Origin of the sequence: Rhizobium sp. WYJ-E13, assembly GCF_018987265.1 — a bacterium.
Lineage (GTDB): Bacteria > Pseudomonadota > Alphaproteobacteria > Rhizobiales > Rhizobiaceae > Rhizobium.
Map to the genome: position 1 here is coordinate 4260191 of NZ_CP076853.1, position 23141 is coordinate 4283331.

The 23141-nt window shown below is 60.1% G+C and carries 25 protein-coding genes; 13 read left to right on the forward strand and 12 right to left on the reverse strand.

What is annotated here, in order from left to right:
- Positions 1-40 precede the first annotated feature (40 nt).
- Positions 41-934 carry a DMT family transporter gene (locus KQ933_RS21075; protein WP_216756711.1) on the forward strand — a complete coding sequence of 298 codons (894 nt, stop codon included), beginning with the start codon at positions 41-43 and terminating at the stop codon, positions 932-934.
- Positions 935-938: 4 nt separating this feature from the next.
- On the opposite strand, the gene KQ933_RS21080 is transcribed toward KQ933_RS21075, so the two are convergent.
- The gene (locus tag KQ933_RS21080) at positions 939-1406 is read right to left on the reverse strand and encodes a group III truncated hemoglobin (protein WP_216758964.1); all 468 of its coding nucleotides are present in this window, start codon (positions 1404-1406) and stop codon (positions 939-941) included.
- Between the two features lie 173 nt (positions 1407-1579).
- Here KQ933_RS21080 and mbfA point away from each other — a divergent pair, with 173 nt between their 5' ends.
- Entirely contained in the window at positions 1580-2563 is a 984-nt protein-coding gene (gene mbfA / locus KQ933_RS21085; protein WP_216756713.1) for an iron exporter MbfA, read from the forward strand.
- A 131-nt stretch (positions 2564-2694) separates the two neighbouring features.
- Here the strand turns inward: mbfA and KQ933_RS21090 are convergent, their stop codons facing one another.
- Positions 2695-3294 carry a transglutaminase-like cysteine peptidase gene (locus KQ933_RS21090; protein ID WP_216756715.1) on the reverse strand — a complete coding sequence of 200 codons (600 nt, stop codon included), beginning with the start codon at positions 3292-3294 and terminating at the stop codon, positions 2695-2697.
- 209 nt (positions 3295-3503) lie between these two features.
- A complete protein-coding gene (locus KQ933_RS21095; RefSeq protein ID WP_216756717.1) occupies positions 3504-4301 on the reverse strand; it encodes a carboxylesterase in 798 nt (265 codons plus the stop codon).
- 179 nt (positions 4302-4480) lie between these two features.
- Here KQ933_RS21095 and infC point away from each other — a divergent pair, with 179 nt between their 5' ends.
- The 5 genes from infC to pheT all read left to right on the forward strand — a co-directional run bounded on the left by infC (position 4481) and on the right by pheT (position 9634).
- A complete protein-coding gene (gene infC / locus KQ933_RS21100) occupies positions 4481-5017 on the forward strand; it encodes a translation initiation factor IF-3 (RefSeq protein ID WP_216758965.1) in 537 nt (178 codons plus the stop codon).
- A gap of 299 nt (positions 5018-5316) precedes the next feature.
- Positions 5317-5520, forward strand: coding sequence for a 50S ribosomal protein L35 (gene rpmI / locus KQ933_RS21105; protein WP_004108077.1), 204 nt, complete (start codon positions 5317-5319; stop codon positions 5518-5520).
- 39 nt (positions 5521-5559) lie between these two features.
- Positions 5560-5964, forward strand: a complete 405-nt coding sequence (rplT, locus tag KQ933_RS21110; RefSeq protein ID WP_007813309.1) for a 50S ribosomal protein L20 — start codon at positions 5560-5562, stop codon at positions 5962-5964.
- A 148-nt stretch (positions 5965-6112) separates the two neighbouring features.
- Complete coding sequence (pheS, locus tag KQ933_RS21115) at positions 6113-7195, forward strand: phenylalanine--tRNA ligase subunit alpha (RefSeq protein WP_216756719.1); 1083 nt, start codon at positions 6113-6115, stop codon at positions 7193-7195.
- 15 nt (positions 7196-7210) lie between these two features.
- A complete protein-coding gene (gene pheT / locus KQ933_RS21120; RefSeq protein ID WP_216756720.1) occupies positions 7211-9634 on the forward strand; it encodes a phenylalanine--tRNA ligase subunit beta in 2424 nt (807 codons plus the stop codon).
- Between the two features lie 51 nt (positions 9635-9685).
- Here pheT and KQ933_RS21125 read toward each other — a convergent pair whose 3' ends face one another.
- Together KQ933_RS21125 and KQ933_RS21130 are read right to left on the reverse strand one after the other, a co-directional pair.
- Positions 9686-10045: a nuclear transport factor 2 family protein gene (locus tag KQ933_RS21125; protein WP_216756722.1), complete on the reverse strand. Its 360-nt coding sequence runs from the start codon at positions 10043-10045 to the stop codon at positions 9686-9688.
- Positions 10046-10159: 114 nt separating this feature from the next.
- The gene (locus tag KQ933_RS21130) at positions 10160-10660 is read right to left on the reverse strand and encodes a ferritin-like domain-containing protein (protein ID WP_216756724.1); all 501 of its coding nucleotides are present in this window, start codon (positions 10658-10660) and stop codon (positions 10160-10162) included.
- 143 nt (positions 10661-10803) lie between these two features.
- On the opposite strand from KQ933_RS21130, the gene KQ933_RS21135 reads away from it, so the two are divergent.
- Entirely contained in the window at positions 10804-11421 is a 618-nt protein-coding gene (locus KQ933_RS21135) for a hypothetical protein (RefSeq protein ID WP_216756726.1), read from the forward strand.
- Here KQ933_RS21135 and KQ933_RS21140 read toward each other — a convergent pair.
- Together KQ933_RS21140 and KQ933_RS21145 are read right to left on the reverse strand one after the other, a co-directional pair.
- The gene (locus KQ933_RS21140) at positions 11411-11854 is read right to left on the reverse strand and encodes a GNAT family N-acetyltransferase (RefSeq protein ID WP_216756727.1); all 444 of its coding nucleotides are present in this window, start codon (positions 11852-11854) and stop codon (positions 11411-11413) included. The two genes, KQ933_RS21135 and KQ933_RS21140, sit on opposite strands and share 11 nt — an antisense overlap.
- 14 nt (positions 11855-11868) lie before the next feature.
- Positions 11869-12816, reverse strand: coding sequence for an aldo/keto reductase (locus KQ933_RS21145; RefSeq protein WP_216756729.1), 948 nt, complete (start codon positions 12814-12816; stop codon positions 11869-11871).
- A 179-nt stretch (positions 12817-12995) separates the two neighbouring features.
- Here KQ933_RS21145 and KQ933_RS21150 point away from each other — a divergent pair, with 179 nt between their 5' ends.
- Positions 12996-13982, forward strand: coding sequence for a Gfo/Idh/MocA family protein (locus KQ933_RS21150; RefSeq protein ID WP_216756731.1), 987 nt, complete (start codon positions 12996-12998; stop codon positions 13980-13982).
- A gap of 3 nt (positions 13983-13985) precedes the next feature.
- Here KQ933_RS21150 and KQ933_RS21155 read toward each other — a convergent pair whose 3' ends face one another.
- Together KQ933_RS21155 and KQ933_RS21160 are read right to left on the reverse strand one after the other, a co-directional pair.
- Complete coding sequence (locus KQ933_RS21155) at positions 13986-14369, reverse strand: GtrA family protein (RefSeq protein WP_216756732.1); 384 nt, start codon at positions 14367-14369, stop codon at positions 13986-13988.
- A complete protein-coding gene (locus KQ933_RS21160) occupies positions 14366-15361 on the reverse strand; it encodes a glycosyltransferase (RefSeq protein ID WP_216756734.1) in 996 nt (331 codons plus the stop codon). The genes KQ933_RS21155 and KQ933_RS21160 overlap by 4 nt, the downstream gene beginning before the upstream one ends.
- Before the next feature lie 155 nt (positions 15362-15516).
- On the opposite strand from KQ933_RS21160, the gene KQ933_RS21165 reads away from it, so the two are divergent.
- A complete protein-coding gene (locus KQ933_RS21165) occupies positions 15517-17364 on the forward strand; it encodes a hypothetical protein (RefSeq protein ID WP_216758966.1) in 1848 nt (615 codons plus the stop codon).
- Positions 17365-17375: 11 nt separating this feature from the next.
- Here KQ933_RS21165 and KQ933_RS21170 read toward each other — a convergent pair whose 3' ends face one another.
- Positions 17376-17618 carry a hypothetical protein gene (locus tag KQ933_RS21170; RefSeq protein ID WP_216756735.1) on the reverse strand — a complete coding sequence of 81 codons (243 nt, stop codon included), beginning with the start codon at positions 17616-17618 and terminating at the stop codon, positions 17376-17378.
- Between the two features lie 579 nt (positions 17619-18197).
- Between KQ933_RS21170 and xseA the strand changes: the two genes are divergently transcribed.
- A complete protein-coding gene (xseA, locus tag KQ933_RS21175; RefSeq protein ID WP_216756737.1) occupies positions 18198-19778 on the forward strand; it encodes an exodeoxyribonuclease VII large subunit in 1581 nt (526 codons plus the stop codon).
- A gap of 2 nt (positions 19779-19780) precedes the next feature.
- A complete protein-coding gene (locus KQ933_RS21180) occupies positions 19781-20371 on the forward strand; it encodes an NAD(P)H-dependent oxidoreductase (protein ID WP_216756739.1) in 591 nt (196 codons plus the stop codon).
- Here KQ933_RS21180 and KQ933_RS21185 read toward each other — a convergent pair whose 3' ends face one another.
- Entirely contained in the window at positions 20372-20869 is a 498-nt protein-coding gene (locus KQ933_RS21185; RefSeq protein WP_216756741.1) for a MarR family winged helix-turn-helix transcriptional regulator, read from the reverse strand.
- 81 nt (positions 20870-20950) lie between these two features.
- Between KQ933_RS21185 and KQ933_RS21190 the strand changes: the two genes are divergently transcribed.
- Positions 20951-21874 (forward strand): EamA family transporter, encoded by a 924-nt coding sequence (locus tag KQ933_RS21190; RefSeq protein ID WP_216756743.1) that lies wholly within the window; start codon positions 20951-20953, stop codon positions 21872-21874.
- Here KQ933_RS21190 and KQ933_RS21195 read toward each other — a convergent pair.
- A complete protein-coding gene (locus tag KQ933_RS21195; protein ID WP_216756745.1) occupies positions 21822-23075 on the reverse strand; it encodes an aminopeptidase in 1254 nt (417 codons plus the stop codon). The genes KQ933_RS21190 and KQ933_RS21195 overlap by 53 nt on opposite strands.
- Positions 23076-23141: the final 66 nt, after the last annotated feature.

The window sequence follows — 23141 nt, forward strand, 5'->3', positions numbered from 1 at the left end:
AAGCTGCCTTCGTATGAAGAGCGCGCAACCGGAGACATCAATGGAAGACAGAACGAACGCCGAAGCGGGTACCATCGCCGCGCAGACATCATCAGCATTTGGCGGCGTAGCGGCTGGCGGGCTGATGTGCCTCATGTCCATGTCATCAATCCAGTTCGGTGCAGCCCTTTCCTCCTCTGCCATCTCCGCCTATGGGCCGGCTGGCGCCAGTTGGCTGCGCCTTGCCTTTGCAGCGATCATTCTGGCCGTCGTCGTGCGCCCGCGCATGTCAAGCTACAACCGCGACCAATGGAAAAGCGCCTTGGTCCTCGGCACGACGACCGCGCTGATGACCATGAGCTTCTTTTCGGCCATCGAGCGCATTCCGCTCGGTCTTGCCGTGGCGATCGATTTTCTTGGCCCGCTTACTGTGGCAACCATTGGCTATGGGTTCGGCCGGCGTCTCGTCTGGCCGCTGGTTGCTGCGCTCGGTGTTCTGGCTCTCGCTCATGATGGCGAAGGCTGGGTTGGCGATCCCTTGGGTGTTTTCTTCGCGTTCGGCGCGGGAACCGGCTGGGCGATTTATATCGTCCTGACGAAGAAGATCGGTGCAAGCTTCAAGGGGCTGGACGGGCTTGCCATGTCGCTCATGGTCGCCGCCTTGGTTGCGACACCCGTCGGTTTTGCCGGTGCCGTGCCGAAGCTTGATGCTTCCGGTCTGATCGAAATGGCGGGCCTTGCCATTCTCGTGCCGCTGCTGCCCTACACGCTGGAATTGATCGCCTTGCGGCGCATGCCGACAACCTCCTTCGGCATTCTCATGAGCCTCGAGCCGGCGGTTGCCGCACTCGCAGGCTTCATCATCCTGATGCAGCCCATGACGCTTCTGCAGATGGCCGGAACGGCCTTGGTCGTGGCCGCAAGCACCGGTGCGACCTTTTCGGCAAGGCAATGAAGGATCAGCCCGTCTTCTTCGTGGGATCGTCGAGCGCCGGATTGTAGAAGAGCGACAGCGTCAGGCTTTTGGCGATCCGCTCCGCCGTCGCCATGAACCAGTCCTTGGCTTCCGGCGTCGGCGCGACGTCGTCGAGCGTTGAAGAAAACAGCGAAAGCCATTTTGGAAAAAGATCAGGCGTCATGTTCGCGACGCCCAGATGCGCCTGCACTGGCTTGCCGCCATAGGCACCGCTGCGGAAGGCAACGGCCGACCAGAAGCTTTTCATCCTGTCCACATGTTCGGGCCAGCGCCCGGAAAGCCGCGCATCGAAGACCGGCCCGAGTTCAGGATGCGCCAGTACCCGCCCGTAGAAGGTCTCTACCAGCTTCGAAATGAAGGCCTCGTCCACCCCGATCTCTTTCATCTCGGCTTCGGCCTTCTCGCGGATCGCAGCAACATGTGCGGCCCGTCCCTGTATCTCATTATCCATCATAAACCCCAGCGCCGCTTGCAGCTCGCGGCCTTCATATAGGTTGACGCGCCGTCTCAGCAAAGCGCGACCGGTCGATCGCGTCATTCTGTCAATCCCGCAGGGCTTTGATCTTGACCCATGCTGCTTGCCCCTTTAAGTTTAGAATAATTCTAAAATTTTGGAGATTGTCTATGCTGGCTCGGTTTTTCAGATCACCGAAACGTTCTTTCCGTTCTCTCTCCGAGCAGGAAATCCTGGCGCTCGCCATCGCCTCGGAAGAGGATGATGCCCGCATCTATCTCGCCTATGCGGAACATCTGCGAAAGGAGTTTCCGGCTTCCGCCAAGGTGTTCGAAGATATGGCTGAGGTGGAAGACACGCACCGAAGGTCGCTGATCGAAATTCACCGCCAGCGCTTCGGTGAGCGAATTCCTTTGATCCGCCGCGAGCATGTCGAGGGATTTTACGAACGCAAACCGGACTGGCTGCGCGCCAACCTCTCCCTCGATACGATCAGGCAGGAAGCGGAGGCGATGGAGGAACAGGCCTACCGCTTCTATGTCGAGGCGATCAAACAGACCTCCGATGCCTCCACCCGTCAGTTGCTTGGCGATCTTGCGCTCGCCGAGCAGGGCCATGAGGACATCGCCCGCATGCTGGGCGACAAGCACACGCCTGAGGATGTGAAGAAGGAAGAGGATGAGACGGCGCGTCGCCAGTTCGTGCTGACCTATGTGCAGCCAGGCCTCGCCGGTCTCATGGACGGTTCGGTTTCCACGCTCGCACCGATCTTCGCAGCCGCCTTCGCCACGCAGGATACCTGGCAGACCTTCCTCGTCGGCCTATCGGCCTCGGTCGGCGCCGGCATCTCGATGGGCTTCACCGAAGCGGCTCACGACGACGGCAAGATTTCCGGCCGTGGCTCGCCGATCAAGCGCGGCCTCGCCTGCGGTATCATGACGGCGCTCGGCGGCCTCGGCCATGCGCTGCCCTATCTGATCCCGCAATTCTGGACTGCGACCATCACCGCTGCCGTCATCGTCTTCTTCGAACTCTGGGCGATCGCCTTCATCCAGAACAAATATATGGAGACGCCGTTCCTGCGCGCGGCCTTCCAGGTGGTTGTCGGCGGCAGCCTCGTGCTGGCAGCCGGCATTTTCATCGGGAACGCGTGAATATCGGGGTGAGGGCGGTCGGGGCGAAGCCCGAGCAATCGATCCGGTGAATCGATTGCAGCGCGACCGCACTCCTCAAATGAAAAAGGCCGGCTTTCGCCGGCCCTCCCCACAGTCCCCCTCAAAACTCGTTACTTCAGAGCGCCGACCAGAATGTCGCGGCCATTCTCTATGGTGACCCAGCGGCCGGCATTGAAGCTCGATTGGCGCTTGATGAACGTATAGGGCGTCGAAAACCATGGCTTGACGTCGGTCGCGAGGTTGTCGAGCACGAAGTCGCCTTCGGCGGTGCGCAGCGTCAGAACCGCGTGGCCTTCCCCGTCAGGCTTGCGCACGACGGTCATCAGCAGGTCTGCGGGCGAGAAGCCGCGCTGGATGAGGATACGGCGCTTCAGGAGCGCGAAGTCCTCGCAGTCGCCGGCCGTGGTCGGATAGGCCCAGACCTCGTCCTTGCCGTAGATTTCCTTGTCGGTCATCGGTGTGATGGTGCGGTTGACGGTCGCGTTGACGGCGCGAACCGTAGCCCACTTGCCGCCGGTCATGGCGAGCGGGCCACTATTACGATTGGCGCCGCACTCGGCGCGGTGTGTCTGACAGAAGTCGTAGTGACCGATCGGCTGCGAAGTCGCACTGCCGGTCACCATGGAGGCATTCTTGCTCGGAGCCGGAATAGCGGCCGGCGCCATTGCAAACACGGCCATGATGGCCACGAGGAAACCCTTGATCCGCACGCCCTACTTCCCTGCATCGCCCTTTATTTATTAACAAACAGTTAACGGAGAGGGCCGAAAGGAGTCAATCGTTACTTCTTGGGAGGACTTTGCAACTGGCAGACATGGTTAAAATGCAACGTAACCTTTGCGTGATTGAGCGGAACTTGTTCAACCATGGCATTCTATTGGGGCAGTTGCATGTTCTTTGGTGAGTGACCGGCTTCCCCTCAGCGGATCAGGCCTTTGACGGCGTTGCGCAGCCGTTCGATGTCTTGCGGGCGCGAAAGCCGGTGGTCGCCGTCGCGGATGAAGGTCAGGAGAACGTCGTCGGCCGGAAGATGTTCGACCAGCTTCATCGCGTGCAGATAGGGAACATCTGCATCCTTCATGCCCTGCAGGATATGGATCGGGCAGCCCGTTTCAATGATGCCGGTCAGCACGCGGTTCTCACGCCCGTCTTCAATCAGCGCCCGAGTATAGATGTTGGGCTCCGGACTATATTGCGAACGTTCCTCGAAGTAGCCGCGCTGTTCAAGAGACGTGCGTTCTTTCTTCTTTAGGTTCGGTTCGATGAGATCGGAGGTGAAGTCCGGCGCCGGCGCAATCAGCACCATGCCCTCGAGCCTCGGCCCGCCATGCCGCGCGAGCTCCTGCGCCACCCTGAGCGCAATCCAGCCGCCCATCGAGGAGCCGACGAGGATCATCCGGTCCGGCGCGATATGACGGATCACTGCGAGCGCCTCCTCCAGCCAGCGCGAGATCGTGCCATCCGTGAAGGAACCGCCGGAAAGTCCGTGGCCGGAATAGTCGAGACGGATGCAGGCCGCGCCCAGTTCCGAGGCCAGCCGGTCGATCTCGATAGCCTTGCTGCCACTCATGTCCGATCGGTAGCCGGATAGCCAAACGAGGGCGGGAAGGTCGGTGTTGGCCTGACCCGGGCGCACCAGCATGGCGATCTGCCGCGCAGCCTCGCCTTTACCGACATCAAGGAATTCGGGCACAAGGACGGTCATTTGATCGGACATCGGGCAGAACTCCTGTTGTTCTGGCCTATAAAACAGATTCTTGACAGGCTGACAGCAGGTGATTTTTCCGCTAAAGGGTGTTATTGACTCCGTTGCAGCGATGACGTGACCTCGTTTGTGCCCCCTTCGAGAGGGACACGAAGCTGCAACGTTCCGATCAACGCGAGGAGAATACGACCATTCGCAGACCCTTTAAAACCGACGCGCCCGTAAAGGATGGACCGCGCTCGAACCGGGAGATCCGCATTCCCAAAGTTCAGCTGATTACAGCTGACGGACAGAATATGGGCATCGTGCCTACCGACCAGGCCTTGAAAATGGCGGAAGAAGCCGGCCTCGACCTCGTCGAAATTTCCCCCAATGCCGAACCGCCGGTATGCAAGATCCTCGATCTGGGCAAGCTGAAATATTCGAACCAGAAGAAGGCCGCCGAGGCGCGCAAGAAGCAGAAGATTGTCGAAGTCAAAGAAATCAAGATGCGCCCGAACATCGACACCCATGACTATGAGGTGAAGATGAAGGCGATGGGTCGCTTCTTCGACGAAGGCGACAAGGTAAAGGTGACGCTGAAGTTCCGCGGCCGCGAAATGGCTCACCAGGAACTCGGCATGAAGCTTCTCCAGCAGGTCAAGGCCGACACGCTCGAGATCGCCAAAGTTGAAGCTGAGCCCAAGCTCGAAGGCCGCCAGATGATGATGGTGCTGGCGCCGAAGTGACCGGTGCCGCATCCTTTCGCTCAAAGCCGTCCGACAGGGCGGCTTTTGTGTTTCCTGGGGCAGTAAGATTCGTCATCCGCCCCGTTGCACTTTCATGACGCTGCGGTTATAAGCGCGCGTCCGAACTGACCGGCAGGGCATGCCGTGGCAGTTTTGAATGCTTGCGGGCAGGTTTCGTCACTGGACCCGCAGATCAACAACAAACGCTCCCGCGCCTTTGGCGAAGACCGTAAAACCGGGTTTCGCAGAAGGGTTTCTTTAACGAAGCGAGTGAGGAGCTCTCAGAACGGAGTAGCAAAATGCCCAAGATGAAGACGAAGTCCTCTGCCAAGAAGCGGTTCAAGATCACCGCTACCGGCAAGGTCAAGGCGGCTGCCGCTGGCAAGCGCCATGGCATGATCAAGCGCACGAACAAGTTCATTCGCGATGCACGTGGCACGATGGTTCTGGCAGAACCCGATGGCCGCAAGGTCGTGAAGAACTATCTGCCGAACGGTCTCTGAGACTATTCCGGTAACGCGTTAGATTAAGGAGATCATGAAATGGCACGTGTAAAAAGAGGCGTCACCGCCCACGCCAAGCACAAGAAGGTTCTGAAGCAGGCCAAGGGTTTCTACGGCCGCCGCAAGAACACCATCCGTACCGCCAAGGCTGCCGTCGACCGCGCCAAGCAGTACGCATACCGCGACCGCAAGGTTAACAAGCGCAACTTCCGCGCCCTCTGGATCCAGCGTATCAACGCTGCCGTCCGCGAATTCGGCCTGACCTATGGCCGCTTCATCGACGGCCTGAACAAGGCTGGCATCGAAGTCGACCGCAAGGTTCTTTCCGACATGGCAATCCACGAGCCGGAAGCATTCGGCGCCCTGGTTGCTGCCGCCAAGAAGGCCCTTGAGTATCTCAAGGAAACCGGCACGGCTAATGAGTTTGAAGGCGCGGTTCGTTAACCAGCGCTTCCCAAGCTTGACGCTTTTTTGAATTTTGGGAAACCCGCGCTGGTCTGGGCTGGCGCGGGTTTTTCTTTCTCTGTAGTGCTGGCGCCGGCCGCTCGGCCCGCCATTTCGAACGCCGCCTGATCCGGACGGAAAGAAGACAATGTCAGATATCGACCAGCTGAAATCCTCTTTGCTTGCCGAAATTGCCGCCGCCAATGATGAGCCTGCGCTTGAAGGGGTCCGCGTTTCCGCGCTCGGCAAGAAGGGCTCCGTTTCCGAGCTCCTGAAGACGCTCGGCGCCATGACCCCGGAAGAGCGACAGACGCGCGGCGCTGTCATCAATGCTCTGAAGAACGAGGTGACCGACGCTCTCACCGATCGTAAGACGGTGTTGAAGGAAGCGGCGATCAACGCCCGGCTGAAAGCCGAAACGGTCGATGTCAGCCTGCCGGTCCGCTCCTCGCCGGCGGAGCGCGGCCGTATCCATCCGATCAGCCAGATCGTCGACGAAGTCACCGCGATCTTCGGCGATATGGGCTTCTCGATTGCCGAAGGTCCCGATATCGAGACCGATTACTACAATTTCACGGCTCTCAACTTCCCCGACGGGCACCCGGCCCGCGAGATGCACGACACCTTCTTCTTCAATCCGGATGAGAAGGGTGAGCGCAAGGTTCTGCGCACGCACACCTCGCCGGTGCAGATCCGCACGATGGAATCGCAGAAGCCGCCGATCCGCATCATCCTCCCCGGCAAAACCTATCGCCAGGATTCCGATGCCACCCATTCGCCGATGTTCCATCAGGTCGAAGGCCTCGTCATCGACAGGAAATCTAATGTCGCCAATATCCGCTGGGTGCTGGAGGAGTTCTGTAAGGCCTTCTTCGAGGTCGACAGCGTGACGATGCGTTTCCGCCCGTCCTTCTTCCCCTTCACCGAGCCGTCCTTCGAGGCCGACATCCAGTGCGACCGTTCCGGCCCGATCGTCAAGTTCGGCGAAGGCACCGACTGGATGGAGATCCTCGGCTGCGGCATGGTTCACCCGAACGTGCTGCGTTACGGCGGCCTCGATCCTGATGAATATCAGGGCTTTGCCTGGGGCATGGGCCTCGACCGCATCGCCATGCTGAAATACGGCATGCCCGACCTGCGCGACTTCTTCAATGCTGATGTCCGCTGGATGAACCATTATGGCTTCCGCCCGCTCGACATGCCGACGCTGTTCGGCGGCTTGAGCGTCTAAGGGAGGATTGGACCAATGAAATTCACGCTTTCCTGGCTTAAGGATCATCTGGAAACGGATGCCACGCTCGATGAAATCTGCAGCCGCCTGACTGAAATCGGGCTGGAAGTGGAAGATGTCGACGACAAGGCAGCTTTCAAGCCTTTCGTCATCGCCAAGGTTCTCTCCGCTGAAAAACATCCGCAGGCCGATCGCCTGAAGGTGCTTATGGTCGATATCGGCGAGGGCGCTCCGGTGCAGGTCGTCTGCGGAGCGCCGAATGCGCGTGCCGGCCTCGTTGGTGCCTTCGCGGCTCCCGGCACCTATGTTCCCGGCATCGACGTGACGCTGTCGGTCGGCAATATCCGCGGCGTCGAAAGCCGCGGCATGATGTGCTCGGAAAAGGAGCTGCAGATCTCCGACAATCACGACGGCATCATCGATCTGCCTGACGATGCGCCTGTCGGCACGAGCTACGCCGCCTACACCCATCTCGACGACCCGGTCATCGAGATCAACCTGACGCCGAACCGCCCGGACTGCACCTCGATCCATGGCATCGCCCGCGATCTCGCAGCCTCCGGTCTCGGCACGCTGAAGACGCGGCCTGCGCCCTCCTTCGCCGTCGAAGGCGAGACGCCGGTGAAGCTGACGCTCGATCTCGACGATCCCAGGCTCTGCCCGGGCTTCAGCCTGCGTCTCGTGCGTGGCGTGAAGAACGGCCCGAGCCCGCGCTGGATGCAGCAGCGGCTTCTCGCCATCGGTCTGCGCCCCATCAATGCGCTTGTAGATATCACCAACTACATGACCTTCGATCAGGGCCGGCCGATGCACGTCTTCGACGCCGCCAAGGTCACGGGCAACCTGACTGTGCGCCGCGCCAGGGAAGGCGAAACCGTGCTGGCGCTCGATCAGCGCGAATACAAACTTGGCCCGAACAATGTCGTCATTGCCGATGAGGACGGCATCGAATCGATCGGCGGCATCATGGGCGGCGAACATTCCGGCTGTGACGAGAACACCGTCGACGTGTTGATCGAATCCGCTCTCTGGGATCCGATGAACATCGCCAAGTCCGGTCGCGCACTCGGCATCATCACCGATGCCCGCTACCGTTTCGAACGCGGCGTCGATCCGGAATACATGGTTCCCGGCCTCGAGCGCACGACCGAACTGGTGCTCGAGCTTTGCGGCGGCACCCCGGCCGAGGCCGAGATTGTCGGCTACAAGGGTTATGAGCCGAAGATCGTCGACTTTCCCTATTCGGAGGTCAAGCGGCTGACCGGTCTCGAGGTCTCGACGGAGGAAAGCAACACGATCCTGACCCGCCTCGGCTTCAAGGTTTCAGGCTCCGGTGAGCGCGTCTCCGTTGCCGTTCCCTCCTGGCGCCCGGATATCGACGGCAAGGCCGATCTCGTAGAAGAGGTCATGCGCATTCATGGCGTCGACAATATCAAGCCGGCGCCGCTCGAAAGCCATGCCGCCGTCAACGGCAAGATCCTGACAACGCTGCAGATTCGCACCCGCGCGGCCAAGCGCGCCCTTGCCTCGCGCGGCATGCTGGAGGCCGTCACCTGGTCCTTCATTCCGGAAGATCACGCAAAGCTCTTCGGCGGCGGTTCCGCAGCCCTCAAGCTCGCCAATCCGATCGCTGCCGAAATGTCGGACATGCGCCCCTCGCTGCTGCCGGGTCTGCTGACGGCCGCCCAGCGCAATGCCGATAAGGGCTATGGCGACGTGGCGATCTTCGAAGTCTCGGGTACTTACGAAAACGACACGCCGGAAGGCCAGCGGCGCGTGGCGGGCGGCATCCGCCGCGGCACGGCCTCGCTTGCCGGTGCCGGCCGTATGTGGTCGAACGCCTCAAAGGGCGGCGGCAAGCCGGTAGATGTCTTCGATGCCAAGGCTGACGCACTGGCAGTTATCGAAGCCTGCGGCCTGCCGATGGGCAATATCCAGATCGAGCAGGGCGGTCCCGAATGGTATCACCCCGGCCGTTCCGGCACGATCAAGATGGGTCCGAAGGTAATCCTCGGTTATTTCGGCGAGTTCCATCCGACCACGCTCGAAAAGCTCGATGTCTCCGGTGCCCTCTGCGGTTTCGAAGTCTATCTCGATGCCATGGCCGAGCCGAAGAAGAAGGCGACCCGCACCAAGCCGGCGCTCGATCTCTCGCCCTTCCAGGCCGTCAAGCGCGACTTCGCCTTCGTCGTCGACAAGACGGTGGAAGCGGGCGCCATCATCAAAGCTGCCACGGGCGTCGATCGCAAGCTGATCACAGGTGTCAATGTCTTTGATATTTTCGAAGGCGCCTCGGTTGGCGAAGGCAAGAAGTCTGTCGCGATCGAAGTCCAGATCCAGCCGGCTGAGCGCACGCTGACCGACGAGGATTTCGAAGCGCTTACGCAGAAGATCGTTGCCAGCGTTGCCAAGTTTACCGGTGGTGTTCTTAGAAGCTGAGCCGGCTACAAGAATGACATCGATGGCTGGCGGCGCGGGCTGCCGGCTTTTTCATATGTGAAGATGATAGATCTTGCTGACGATCGTCCAGCGGGCCTCGATCTTCAGCAGCGAGAGATAATCGGTGAAGCGCATGCCAGCGAATTCGTCGGTTACTTTCACGGTCGCTGCATCGCCTGATATATCGATGCTTTCGATATCCATGTAAGGCTGGGTGCCGGGCGGTGCTGCCCCTTCTTCGATGATTGCGGCAATGAATTCATCGCGCGAGAGCCATTCCACCGCGTTTTGATAGTGCCCGATGATCGAACTCTTCGGGTGGAACGCTTTCTTCAGGGCTGCCTCATTGGCGAAGGCCATGCCCTCGACATAGAGATGAACCGTTGCTTCGATTGCCTGCCTGTCGGCCATATCGACACCTCGCCTCATATTCTGAAGGAAATGATAGCGGGGTCGTCGGCGAAGACAAGGCTGGGAGAAGGAGAGCAGCCGGCGGTGGCCGCTCTCCTTGTGTGAGGACAAGTATCAGGCTGCGCGCGAAGCCTTCTGGTTCGCGGCAGTCGTTGCAAGCTTCGTCAGAAGCTGATCGGTCTTGCCTTCTTCTTGCAGAGTCTGGTCGAGAAGCATGACGGCGTCCTTGAAGCCCAGCGTCTGCGCCCACGTCTTCAACGTGCCGTAGCGGGCGATTTCATAGTGCTCGACGGCCTGGGCTGCGGAAATCAGACCGGCATCGACGGCCGATGTGCCTTTGAATTCCTCCATGATTTCCTCGCCCTCGGCGATGATGCCCTGGATCGCTTCACAGGTCTTGCCCTGGGCACGCTTGCCGATGATCTCGAAAACCTGCTGCAGTCGCTCCACATGGCCTTCTGTTTCTTCACGGTGCTTTTCGAAGCCTGCCTTCAATTCCGTCGACTGGGCAGAGCGCGCCATCTTCGGCAAGGCGCGCAATATCTGCCGTTCGGCGAAATAGATGTCCTTCAGCGTATCGTAAAACAAATCTTCCAGTGTCTTTTCCTTGGCCATTGTTCCGTTCCTTTGTTGATGGATTTGCGCCCCGCGGGCGACATTTCTTAGAAGTTGGCACCGGGCTAATTGTTCCCGCGCCTTTCGGGTGGAATCGCTACATCGTCCGGGCGAAGTATCGCCAGGAATCGGGAGGATCGTTTATGAAGAAACCGGGATCGATGAAGGCGCTCGAGGATCTCGGCCGGGTGCGGCTGTCGAAGAGCTTCTTCTTCCGCGATTTTCTCCACTCCGAGATCGCCGATTTCTATCGGATCCCGAACATCCCCGACGATCCCGATCTTGCCATCGAGACAGGCCGTCGCCTGTGCGAGGAACTTCTGGAACCGCTGGAAGCGAGTTTCGGGCGCTTGCATATTCGCTCCGGCTACCGTTCGCCCGAGGTCAACCGCTTCGGCAACGAGAACAAGCTCAACTGTTCGACCAATACAGCCACCGCTGCCCATCACATCTGGGATGCCAGAGATTTTGACGGCTGCATGGGCGCTGCAGTCTGCATCGCCATCCCGTGGATGGTCGACCGCTACAGCGATGAAAGCGACTGGCAGAGGCTTGCCTGGTGGATCCATGACCACCTGCCTTATGCCTCGCTCTGCTTCTTCCCGAAGCTATGGGCCTTCAACATCCAGTGGCACGAGCGGCCGAAGCGGGTGATCCAAAGCTATGTGCGTCCGCGCGGCATCCTGACCAAGCCCGGGATGGCCAACTGGGAAGGCGATCATTCCGAATGGTATGAGGGCTTTCCGCCGCTCAGAAATTGATGCGGTAGCGGATGTGGCCGTCACTCTCGACGTAAGTATCGTAGAGCGCTCGGGCCGTCTTGTTCTGCTCGCTCGTGTGCCAGTAGAGCCGCGACCAGCCATTCTTCCTGCAGAGGTCGACGAGGTCGTCCATCAGCGCGCGGCCGACGCCCTTGCTGCGCACCTTCTCCGATACGAACAGGTCTTCGAGATAGCAGTCCTTGCCGCGAATCCATGTGCCTTCGTGCGTCAGGCAGAGTGTGAAGCCAACGACTTCGCCGTCGAGTTCTGCCACCCGCATGAAGATTGCCGACGCCGGATCGAAGACCCGGCGCCAGGTGGAATCGGTGATGTCGGCATCGACGGTGACCTCATAGAAGGCGAGATAGTCCGCCCAGAGCGCACGCCAGCGTGTCTCGTCTTCGGGTTTGGCGTTACGGATCGTCACGGTCATGCCACTATCTCGTTTCAGGCGCCTGCTTTATCGAGCAGCGCCATCGCCTCGTCGGAAAGCTCAAGCGTTGCCGATTTCACCAGGCTTTCAAGCTGGGAAAGGCTCGTAGCACTGGCGATCGGCGCCGTCACGCCCTTCTTGCGCAAGAGCCACGCAAGCGAGATTTCCGCAGGCTTGGCACCCGTCTCGGCGGCGATCTTGTCGAGGGCGGCAAGAATGCGCATGCCCTTGTCGTCGAGATACTGTGCGACACGGCCTTCGCGTGCGCGGCCCTCCGTATCCGCCTTGTTGCGGTACTTGCCCGAGAGAAAGCCGGCCGCGAGGCTGAAATACGTGATGACGCCGATGTCTTCCTTGACGCAAAGCTCGGCGAGCGGACCTTCGAAGCTCGAACGTTCGTAGAGGTTATATTCGGGCTGCAGCGCCTGATAGCGCGGCAGGCCTGCCTTGTCGGCGGCGTCGAAGGAGGCCTGCAGCAGGCTTGCATCAAAATTCGAGCAGCCGAAGGAGCGGATCTTGCCCTGTTCCTGAAGCTTAGCATAGGCGCCAAGCGATTCCTCATGAGGCGTATCGGCATCTGGCCAGTGCGAGAGATAGAGGTCGATATAATCGGTCTGCAGGCGGCGCAGTGAATCCTCGACTGCCTTCAGGATATAGTTTGCCTTCAGCGTCTTGCCCTGGCCCATGTCCGAGCCGACCTTGGTGATGATGACGGCCTTGTCGCGGGAAACCTTTCCCTTTTTCAGCCACCTGCCGATGATCTCTTCGGAATCGCCGCCCTTGTTGCCCGGCACCCAGGCGGAATAGACGTCGGCCGTATCGATGGTGTTGAGGCCAGCGTCAAAGAATGCGTCGAGAATGTCGAAGGATGTTTTTTCATCGGCCGTCCAGCCGAATACATTGCCGCCGAAGACGATCGGCGAGACCGAAAGACCTGTTTTTCCAAGCCGGCGCATTTCCATGGCGCTCTCCCAAAATGCTGAAATGATTGAAATCTGAGGAAACGGCAGAACGCCGTTCGCAGGTAACCTAGCGCGGAGTATCCTCGAAGGAAACCAAACTTCCGTGATCGCCGGTCGCGCCATTGCGCCGCATGAGAGGGCTGCATAAAGTGCGCCGATCGATTTCAGGAGGACCTTTCATGTTGCGTTTCGGTATAATTTCAACGGCCAAAATCGGCCGGGACAATGTCGTTCCCGCCATTCAGGACGCAGAAAATTGCGTCATCACCGCGATCGCCAGCCGTGATTTTGCACGCGCCCGTGACATGGCGGACCGTTTCTCCGTGCCGCACGCCTTCGGTTCCTATGAGGAAATGCTGGCCTCCGACACCATCGATGCCGTCTACATCCCGTTGCCGACCGCCCAGCATGTCGAGTGGTCGATCAAGGCCGCCGATGCGGGCAAGCATGTGCTCTGCGAAAAGCCGATTGCGCTGAAGGCCTCCGACATCGATGATCTCATCGCCGCGCGCGACCGCAACAAGGTCATCATCAGCGAAGCCTTCATGGTCACCTATTCGCCGGTCTGGCGGAAGGTTCGCTCGCTGCTGCAGGATGGTACGATCGGCGAGCTTCGTCACGTGCAGGGCGCCTTCACCTACTACAATCGCGACCCCGGCAACATGCGCAATATTCCCGAGCTCGGCGGCGGTGGCCTGCCTGATATCGGCGTCTATCCCGTCATCAGCACCCGCTTCTCCACTGGCAAGGAGCCGTCCTGGGTCCAGGCGATCACCGAGCGCGATGCGGAATTCGGCACGGATATCTATTCCAGCGTGAAGGCCGATTTCGGCGATTTCGAGCTGAGCTTCTACATCTCCACCCAGATGGCCGGCCGTCAGATCATGGTGTTCCACGGCACCGACGGCTATATCGAGGTCAAGTCGCCCTTCAACGCCAACCGCTGGGGGCCTGAGGAGATCGAAGTGACCAATCGTGGCCACAACGAATCCCACATCATCCGCTTCCAGGATAGCCGCCAGTACAGGTGCCAGGTGGAAGCCTTCGCCCGCGCTGCGACAGGCGAAATGGAAGAAATCGTCACATTGGAAGATTCCAAACTCAATCAGAAGGTCATCGACGCCATCTATCGCGCCAGCGAGCAGGATGGCTGGGAAGCCGTCTAGAGTTTATTCGGCTTTTTCGCGGAAGACGAAGCGGGAATAGCCGAAGAAGCTGAAGAACATCGACGCTGCGGTCGCCAGCACCATTGCAACAAGCGGCTGCAGCGCCGGTAACGACAGAAGCAGCGCCGAATAAAGCGCGTAATTGACGAGAGCTGCCGTCACGCCGACGGAACCGTAGCGAAAGCCTTCCGCCGCCAGCGACCGGCCGGATCGATCGAAAGTGAAGGTCCGATTGAAGGCCCATGTCGTCGCCATCGCGAGCGCAATGGCAATCAGCCGGGCAATGAAGGGACCGAGAGGCGTCAGGTGCAGAAGGACAGCGAGCACGCTCGCATCGACGACGAAGCCAAGCCCGCCGGCGAGCGCGAAGCGAATGAGCTTCTTCATGCCGCTTCCGCCTTTTTGCCATCAAGCGTTGTGGGCAAGGTCTTGTCCCTTGCTGAGACCGGTGCCGCCAGGCTCATATAGTGGATGCGTAACTGCTCGGCGCGCGCCCGTGCAACGGAGTCGAGAATGACGCCGGCCGTAAACAGCATGATGGAGATCATCGCGAGCGCTGTCGAGAGCACCCAGGTCGGCATGCGGCTAACGAGGCCGGTCGCAAAGTACTCTGCCAGCACCGGGCCCATGAAGCCGAAACTTGCCAGCATGAAAAGCGCGCTGATCGTGCCGAAGAAAGCGAAGGGCCGGGTCTCCTTCATCAGCATGGCAAACATCCAGAGAATCTTGCCGCCATCGCGGAAGGTCGAGAGCTTCGAATGCGAGCCTTCCGGCCGCCTGCCGTAATGCAGTTCCAGTTCGCTCACCGGCAGCTTCAGCCGCGACGCATGCACCGACATTTCCGTCTCGATCTCGAAGCCGCCGGAAACCGCGGGGAAGCTCTTGACGAAACGCCGTGAGAAGGCCCGATAGCCGGAAAAGATATCGGTGAAGTCAGGTCCGAAGATCGCGCGATAGAGTATGTTGAACAGCCGGTTGCCGAGGGCATGCCCCTGCCGGCCGGCATCGTCATGCACGCCACGCCGTGTGCCGACCACCATGTCGGCCCGTTCCGTCAGCAGCGTCCGTACCAACTCTTCTGCGTCCTCGGGCGCATAAGTCCCATCGCCGTCGGCGATGATGTAAATGTCGGCATCGATATCGGCGAACATGCGGCGCACCACATGGCCTTTGCCTTGGCGCCGCTCGCGCACGACCTGCGCGCCGGCGAGCATGGCGTGCAGTGCCGTGCCATCGGTGGAATTGTTGTCATAGACATGGATATGTGCATCGGGCAGTGCCGCCCGGAACCCCCCGACGACAGCACCGATCGTTGCCGCCTCGTTGTAACAGGGGAGTAGAACGGCAATATCAGGACTTTCGCTGAGCGATCGCGCCATGGGGTATACTCGTTACAAAGAAACCGAGGCGAATTTACTGCATGCGGTGTTAACAAGCCCCTATGAGGAAATGAAAGCGCCATTTCCTGTGGTTTACACTTTCTTGACAAGCCAGGGCTAAGGTTTGCCCATCACACAACGACCCGGCTATGATGATGAACGCAGTGCAGCCGATCGCCAAGGCGCAATCCGCATCCGCTGGCATTGGATTCATCGGCAGGATCCGGCAGCTGCTCACTCGTCTCCTGCCATCCGCCCTCATCTACACGATTATCCTGATCGGCATTATCACCGTCATGAAATATGCCGGCGGTCCGGTCGACTATGTCGGCCCCGATAACGACGACGGCATGCGCCTCGTGGAGATCAGAGATTTCCTGAACGGGCAGGGCTGGTTCGACCTGATGCAGTACAGGCTCGGCCTCGGCGAAGGCACGCTCATGCACTGGTCGCGGCTGATCGACTTGCCGATCGCTATCCTGATCCGCCTTTTCGGCCTTTTCCTCGGACACGATGCCGCGGAAGCCGCTGCACTCGTGGTCTGGCCCCTGTCGCTCGTTTTTCCAGCCATGCTTGCCATGGGCCTTGCCGGCCAACGTGTCGGGGGGCTTGCCGGCATGCACCTGTCTTTCTGCCTTGCTGGCATGGCAATCTATACCGGCAATCGCTTTGCGCCCGGCGCCATCGATCATCATAATGTCCAGCTCGCACTTGTCGCGACCATGACGGCGATGCTCCTTGATGAAAAGCAGCGGGCTTGGAACTATGTGGCCGCAGGTGCTGTGGCTGCATTGGCGATCGCGATCGGCGCGGAAACCACGCCCTTCGTTGCCATCTATTGCCTGGTAGTGGCGCTGCTCTGGGTCTGGGGGGGCGAGCCGTTCGCTGCCGCTACCAAGGCTTTCGGCCTCAGCCTCGCAGTCACGATCAGCATCTTCTTCTTCGCGACAATACCGCCACACCAATATTCCGTGGTGACTTGCGACAATCTTTCGCTCGGCTTCTACAGCCTGGCGGCCATCGGTGGCGGCTTGCTGCTGGTTTCCGCAGCCTTTTCCAGCCGTCTCCGCCGTGGTCTGCGCGTTGCCGTGCTTGCAGCCGTCGCCGCTATTATTTTCGGTTCGGCAATGGTCATTGCCCCGCAATGCTTGCGCAATCCACTTGCCGATCTCGATCCTATGCTGGTCGAGCTCTGGCTTCGAAACGTCTCGGAAGCGCAATCCATTCTCGCGCTCAGTCGGACAGATCCTTTTTCCATTGGCGCATTCTATGCGCCTGGCCTGTTCGCGATCACCGTCTGCATTTTCCGCTCCGTGCAGGGCGATCGCGTGCAGGTCCATCTCGTCCTTCTGGCGCTCTTGAGCGTCAGCTGGGCCGTCGCCCTGGTCCAGGTCCGGGGAGCCGTCTTCGCAAACCTGCTGTCCATCCTGCCGCTTGCCTTGCTGATCATCGACGTGCGCCGCATGTCGAACGGCGATAGCGAGAATGCCGCGGCTGCCCTCGTCTATATCGTGACGGTTCTGGCAAGTGTACCGGCGGTATGGGCCGTCGGCGGCGCACTCGTCGAAATGCAGGTCAACAAGACGAAGAATACCGTGGACACGGATAGCCTCCCCTGTTCATCGAAACAGGCGCTCGCTCCGCTTGTCGATCTGCCGGCTGGCCTGATCTCGGCGCCGTCGGAAATGGGTGTGCCGATCTTGCGCTACACCGCCAATCGTGTCCTGTCAGCGCCCTATCATCGCAACCAGGGGGGCATGCTGACCGAGATGCATATCGGTCTGGCCGAGCCACAGGAGGCGGAAGCATTTCTGAGGGGAACAGGCGTCACGGTACTTGCGTTCTGCCCGGATGATCCGCAGACCAGTGAGATCGCCAGATTGAAGCCCGACGGGCTATATGCGCAGCTCGGCAAGGGAAATATTCCGCCCTACCTCGATCCGCTGCCGAAAGCGGCCGACAGCGGTGTCCAGTTCTTCCGTTACCGGACGACGCTGGACTGACGCCCTATCTTTCAGGAATGGGCGAGTACGCCCCGCAGACGATCGGTCGTGAAGAGACCGCCGAGATAAAGCAACAGGCCGGCATTATAACCGATGATTGTGTAGAGAAGCGCCAGGAATGACACCGCACCGCCGGAGGCGATAGCTGCGAGTGCAAAGGTTGCGCCAATCAGCATGGCGACCAGTGCAATGACGCTGGCCGAGCGCATCAGGCCAGCGGTGAGGCCCAGTGTGGTTGCTGTCAGGATGATCATGTCGTCACCTCTTCTTCAGGTCGTTTGCGAGGAGCCTAGGAGCCCTCCGCTAACAAAAGTTTATTGGCTACCCTTAATGAAAGCTGCAATTGCAGCCATGGTTACGGATGCGTTCACCTGACGGCATTTCCTCCGGCTTGCGCCGGGTACCTGTTTCGATGCAAGTCAACTCTGTTACAGACTGAAAAGTTCCGTTACTTTCTCATTTACGTAAACGGAACCCTCCAGGGGCAACAACTGCGTTTGAACGAAGCAGCATCACGCTGGCAATTCGGTCGACGCCCGATCGACTGGTTGTTCGGAAAGAGGGCGAGCCGATACCTATAACGGGTGAGCAATAGCAACGATGAAAGAAGCGATCGCTCTCGCGCCTTCCATAGGCGGAGAATTTTCACTGTCACCAGCATGCTATTTTTCGGGTCGGTGTTCGCCACTCCCTACGAACGTGAATGATACTAAGATTTTTTTTGAAGCAGCGATATCCCTATTTCTTGGGTTTTCCGCCGTTTTTTGATTAAAAATTCGCCCTTCTCCGGCTCCGACCTTTCAGTTTGAGGTCGATCAAAATAGAAAGAGGAGATGAGCAATGTCTTTGACGGCGATTCGCCTACCAATCTCGCGGAATATTCGGTCTCGGAGCTCTCCGGTTCCATCAAGCGGACCGTCGAGACAGCCTTCGATCAGGTGCGTGTGCGTGGCGAGATTTCGGGCTACCGTGGCCCCCATTCGTCCGGCCATGCCTATTTCTCGCTGAAGGACGATCGGGCTCGCATCGATGCGGTCATCTGGAAGGGCACCTTTTCCCGCCTGAAGTTCCGTCCGGAAGAGGGTATGGAAGTCATCGCGACCGGCAAGGTCACGACCTTCCCGGGCTCTTCCAAATACCAGATCGTCATCGAGACCCTGGAGCCTGCCGGCGCCGGCGCGCTGATGGCCCTGATCGAGGAGCGCAAGCGGCGCCTCGGTGCCGAGGGCCTTTTCGATCCCGCGCGCAAGAAACGCCTGCCGTTCATGCCCAGGGTGATCGGCGTCGTCACCTCGCCGACCGGCGCCGTCATTCGCGATATCCTGCACCGTATCTCGGATCGGTTTCCCGTGCATGTCGTCGTCTGGCCCGTAAAGGTGCAAGGGGAAGGCTCAGGCGAGGAGGTGGCAAACGCCATCAATGGCTTCAACGTTCTGGAACCTGGCGGTGAGATTCCGCGTCCGGATGTGCTGATCGTCGCCCGCGGCGGCGGCAGCCTCGAAGATCTTTGGAGCTTCAACGACGAAATCGTCGTGCGTGCCGCGGCCGATAGCCGGATTCCCTTGATCTCTGCCGTCGGCCACGAGACGGACTGGACGCTGATCGACTACGCCGCCGATGTCCGCGCGCCAACGCCGACGGGTGCCGCCGAAATGGCCGTGCCCGTCAAAGCTGAACTCGAAGCGCAGACCGCAGGTCTCACCGCCCGCCTGCAAGGCTGCATGAACCGCCAGATGGATCAGCGTCGCCAGTCCGTCCGCGCTTTGATGCGCGCCCTGCCGTCGCTCGACCAGCTGCTGGCACTGCCCCGCCGCCGCTTTGATGAGGCGGCCACTGGCCTTGGCCGCGGGCTGGAACTCAACACCATCAATAAGCGCCGCGGTTTCGAGCGTGTCGCCTCGCATCTGCGCCCGGACGTGCTGTCCAACCGCATCACCGAGCGTCGCCAGCTTCTGAACGAGCGCATGGTCCGCGCAGAACGCACCGTCGAGCGGCTGGTCGACCGGTCGAAGGCCCGCATCGAGCGCGCCGAGGCCATCCTCGCCTCGCTGCCCGCTCGGCTGAACACCCAGACCGACCGCAGCCGCGAGCGGCTGGGCAATCTTTCGCGCCATGCCGATACCGCGATCCGCCATCAACTGACCCGTGCGCGCGCCGAGCTCTCCGCACAGGACCGTGTACTGCAATCACTTTCCTACAAGAACGTACTGAAACGCGGTTACGCCGTCATCCGCGACGAGGAAAACAGGCCGGTCTCGCAGGCCGCTGCTCTCTCCGCCGGCATGGGTATAGCCATCGAGTTCGCCGATGGCCGCGTCGGCGCCATGACGACGGAAGGCGGCACGCCGCCGGCAGGGTCGAAGAGGCGTACTGCCAAGGCCGGCGAGCCGCCGAAGCAGGGAAGCCTGTTCTAACGATGCGGGTCCTGCTGGTGTTTGCCCATCCGTTGCAGAAAAGCTTTACTGCTTCGGTGGCGCTGACAGCCCGCGAAGCATTGGAAGCCTCTGGCCATGTCGTCGACCTGCTTGATCTCTATGCCGAGAATTTCGATCCGCGCCTGTCGAATACCGAACGAGGCGGTTACTTCGACGTGCCTTACGACACCTCTGCCGTTGCCGGTATCGTTGATCGACTGAAGGCGGCCGATGGGCTCGTCCTCGTCTTTCCGCAGTGGTGGTTCAATTTCCCCGCCATCCTGAAGGGCTTCTTCGATCGCGTCTTTGCGCCAGGTGTGGCCTTCACCCACGATGTCGCTGGCGGCCGCATCGTGCCGCAGCTTATCAATATCAGGTTCCTCTATGCGCTGACGACGACGGGTTCGCCCTGGTGGCTGGTGCATTTCTATATGGGCAACCCTGTCCGTCGCCTGCTCAAGCGCGGCATCGCCAATTTCTGCTCCAGGAAGCTCGTTTTCCGCATGATGAGCCTCCACGATATGGACCGCGCGACGGAGGCCAGGCGCAAGGCGCATCTGGAGCGTATCCGGAAGGCGCTCGCCGCCGTCTGACTATTCGAAATCCGACAGGAATTTCTTCAGTAGCCGATCAAGCTCCGCCTTGTCCTCGGTCGTCAGATTGCGTGTCAGCCGCTGCTGATTGGCGACATGAGCACCGACCGCCTTTTCCACTGTCGCCAACCCCTTCTCTGTGAGCGCGATCAGCACGCTGCGTCGGTCCTCGGGATTGAAGAGGCGCTCCACGAAACCAGCTTTTTCCAGCTGATCGATCCGGTTCGTCATCGTGCCGGAGCTCACCATGGTCATGCCGAGCAATTCTCCAGGCGACAGCCGGTAGGGCGCGCCCGAACGGCGAAGCGTCGCCAGCACGTCGAAGGCGGAGGACGATAACCCGTGCTTGAGAAGCACTGCCTCCACCTCGCGGCCTATATGCGTCGTCAGCCGCTTCAGCCGGCCGAAGATGCCCATGGGTTCGACATCCAGCTCCGGCCGCTCGCGCCGCCATTGCGCCAGGATCCTGTCGACGTGATCTTCTTTCGTTTCGCCCATGTCGCATCGATATCAGCAGATCTCTTGACGTCAAGATAAAAGATGCTATTTTGATTTTATCTTGAAGTAGAGATTCTTGAGATGAAGGCAAGTTCTCGCTATGCCGCAGATGTGCTGATGACCGCGATCGCGCCTGCCATATGGGGCAGCACCTATTTCGTCACGACGTCCTTCCTGCCGCAGGGCTATCCGCTGACGGTGGCCATGCTGCGCGCGTTGCCGGCCGGCCTACTTCTGTTGCTGATTGTCTGGAAACTGCCCACAGGCATCTGGTGGGGCCGCGCCTTCATTCTTGGCGCTCTGAATTTCTCATTCTTCTGGGCGATGCTCTTCGTTTCAGCCTACCGGCTGCCGGGCGGCGTGGCCGCTACCGTCGGCGCCGTACAGCCGTTGATCGTCATTGCACTGTCGCGCCTCTTCCTGGGCAAGCCGATCCGCTTCCTGGCAGTCGTTGCCGGCTTGATCGGCATGAGTGGGGTGGCATTTCTGGTGCTGAGCCCAAAAGCGGCTCTCGATCCTGACGGTGTTGCCGCAGGTCTCGCCGGCGCCGTCTCCATGGCTTTCGGCACGGTGCTGACCCGCCATTGGCAGCCGCCCGTCTCCAGCCTGACGTTTACCTCATGGCAATTGACCGCAGGCGGCATTGTGCTCGTGCCCATCGCATTGTTGCTGGAGCCCGCGTTTCCCGTGCCGACGGCCGCCAATATCCTCGGCATCGCCTATCTTGGCCTCATTGGTGCCGCCTTCACCTATCTGCTGTGGTTCCGCGGTCTCACGCGCATCGAGCCTTCGGCCGCGGCATCGCTCGGTTTCCTCAGCCCTGTTGTCGCAACGCTGCTCGGCTGGCTGGCGCTCGGCCAGAACCTGACGCCAACCCAGCTCTCGGGTTTTGTCATGGTTCTGGTCAGCGTCTGGCTCAGCCAGCGCAGCCTGATGCCGAAGGCGGGCGTTGTTACGCCCATTCCCCCTGGCGCATCACCGGCACGCGCGATCCGTCAGGCCTGATGCCGTCGATATCGACCTTGTCGGAGCCGATCATCCAGTCGATATGGATCAGGCTGGAATTGCCGCCCTGCGCCTTGATCTGTTCCTGGCTCAGCGAAGCGCCGTCGAGGAAGCATTTCGAATAGCATTGGCCGAGCGCGATATGGCAGGAGGCATTCTCATCGAACAAGGTATTGTAGAAGAGGATGCCGCTTGCCGAGATAGGCGAGGAATGCGGCACCAGCGCCACTTCGCCGAGCCGGCGTGCACCTTCATCCGTATCCAGCACCTTGTTCAGCACCTCCTCGCCGCGCGAGGCCTTGGCCTCGACGATGCGGCCGCCCTCGAAGCGAACCCGGATATTGTCGATCAGCGTGCCCTGATGCGAGAGCGGCTTGGTGCTCGACACATGGCCTTCCACGCGTAGCGCATGCGGCGTGGTGAAGACTTCTTCGGTCGGGATGTTCGGATTGCAGGTAACGCCGTTCTTTGCCGTCGAGGCGCCGCCATGCCATTCATGTTCATCAGCAAGGCCGACGGTGAGGTCCGTGCCCGGTCCGGTGAAATGCAGCGAGGCAAAACGCTCGCCGTTCAGCCAGGACGAACGCTTGGCGAGATTGGCATTGTGCTCGGCCCAGGCCGCGATCGGGTCGTCGAGATCGACGCGGGACGCCGCGAAGATCGCCTTGGCGAGCTTGGCGACGGCGATCGCTTCCGGATCGTCGGGGAAGACCACCTTTGCCCACGAGGGGTTCGGGTAAGAGACTATGTTCCAGTTGATGTCGAAGTTGGAGATCTTCTCCAGCGCCGGCTTGTAGGCCGTGGAATTGGCGCGGTTGGCGCGGCCGACCTTGCTCGGGTCCTGCTCCGACAGCAGCATCGGATTGTCGCCTGCAATTGCAAGGCGCGCCGAGCCCTTCTCATAGGCCTTCGCCATGCCGTCATAGAGCCAGCCGGAAGCCCGGTCGAAGCTCTCGTCGCTGCCATACTGATAGCGCGCCAGCGTCGTCTCCTCGTCGGAATAAAAGGTCGAAACCAAGCCAGCGCCCGCGAGATAGGCATGTTTGGTGATCAGCCGCACCAGCGGCAGTGCCACGACAGGGGCGGTGATGACGAGATCCTGCCCATGCTGAAGCTGCAGGCCGACCTTGATGGCGACTTCCGCGAGCTTCTCGAGTTTGATGGGATCGACGGAGCTGTGGCTCTGGGGCATGAACGTCATGGGATCAACCTGCCTTTTGATATCTGCGACGTGAGGTGAAAGACTTAGACCCCTTTACGGCGAAAA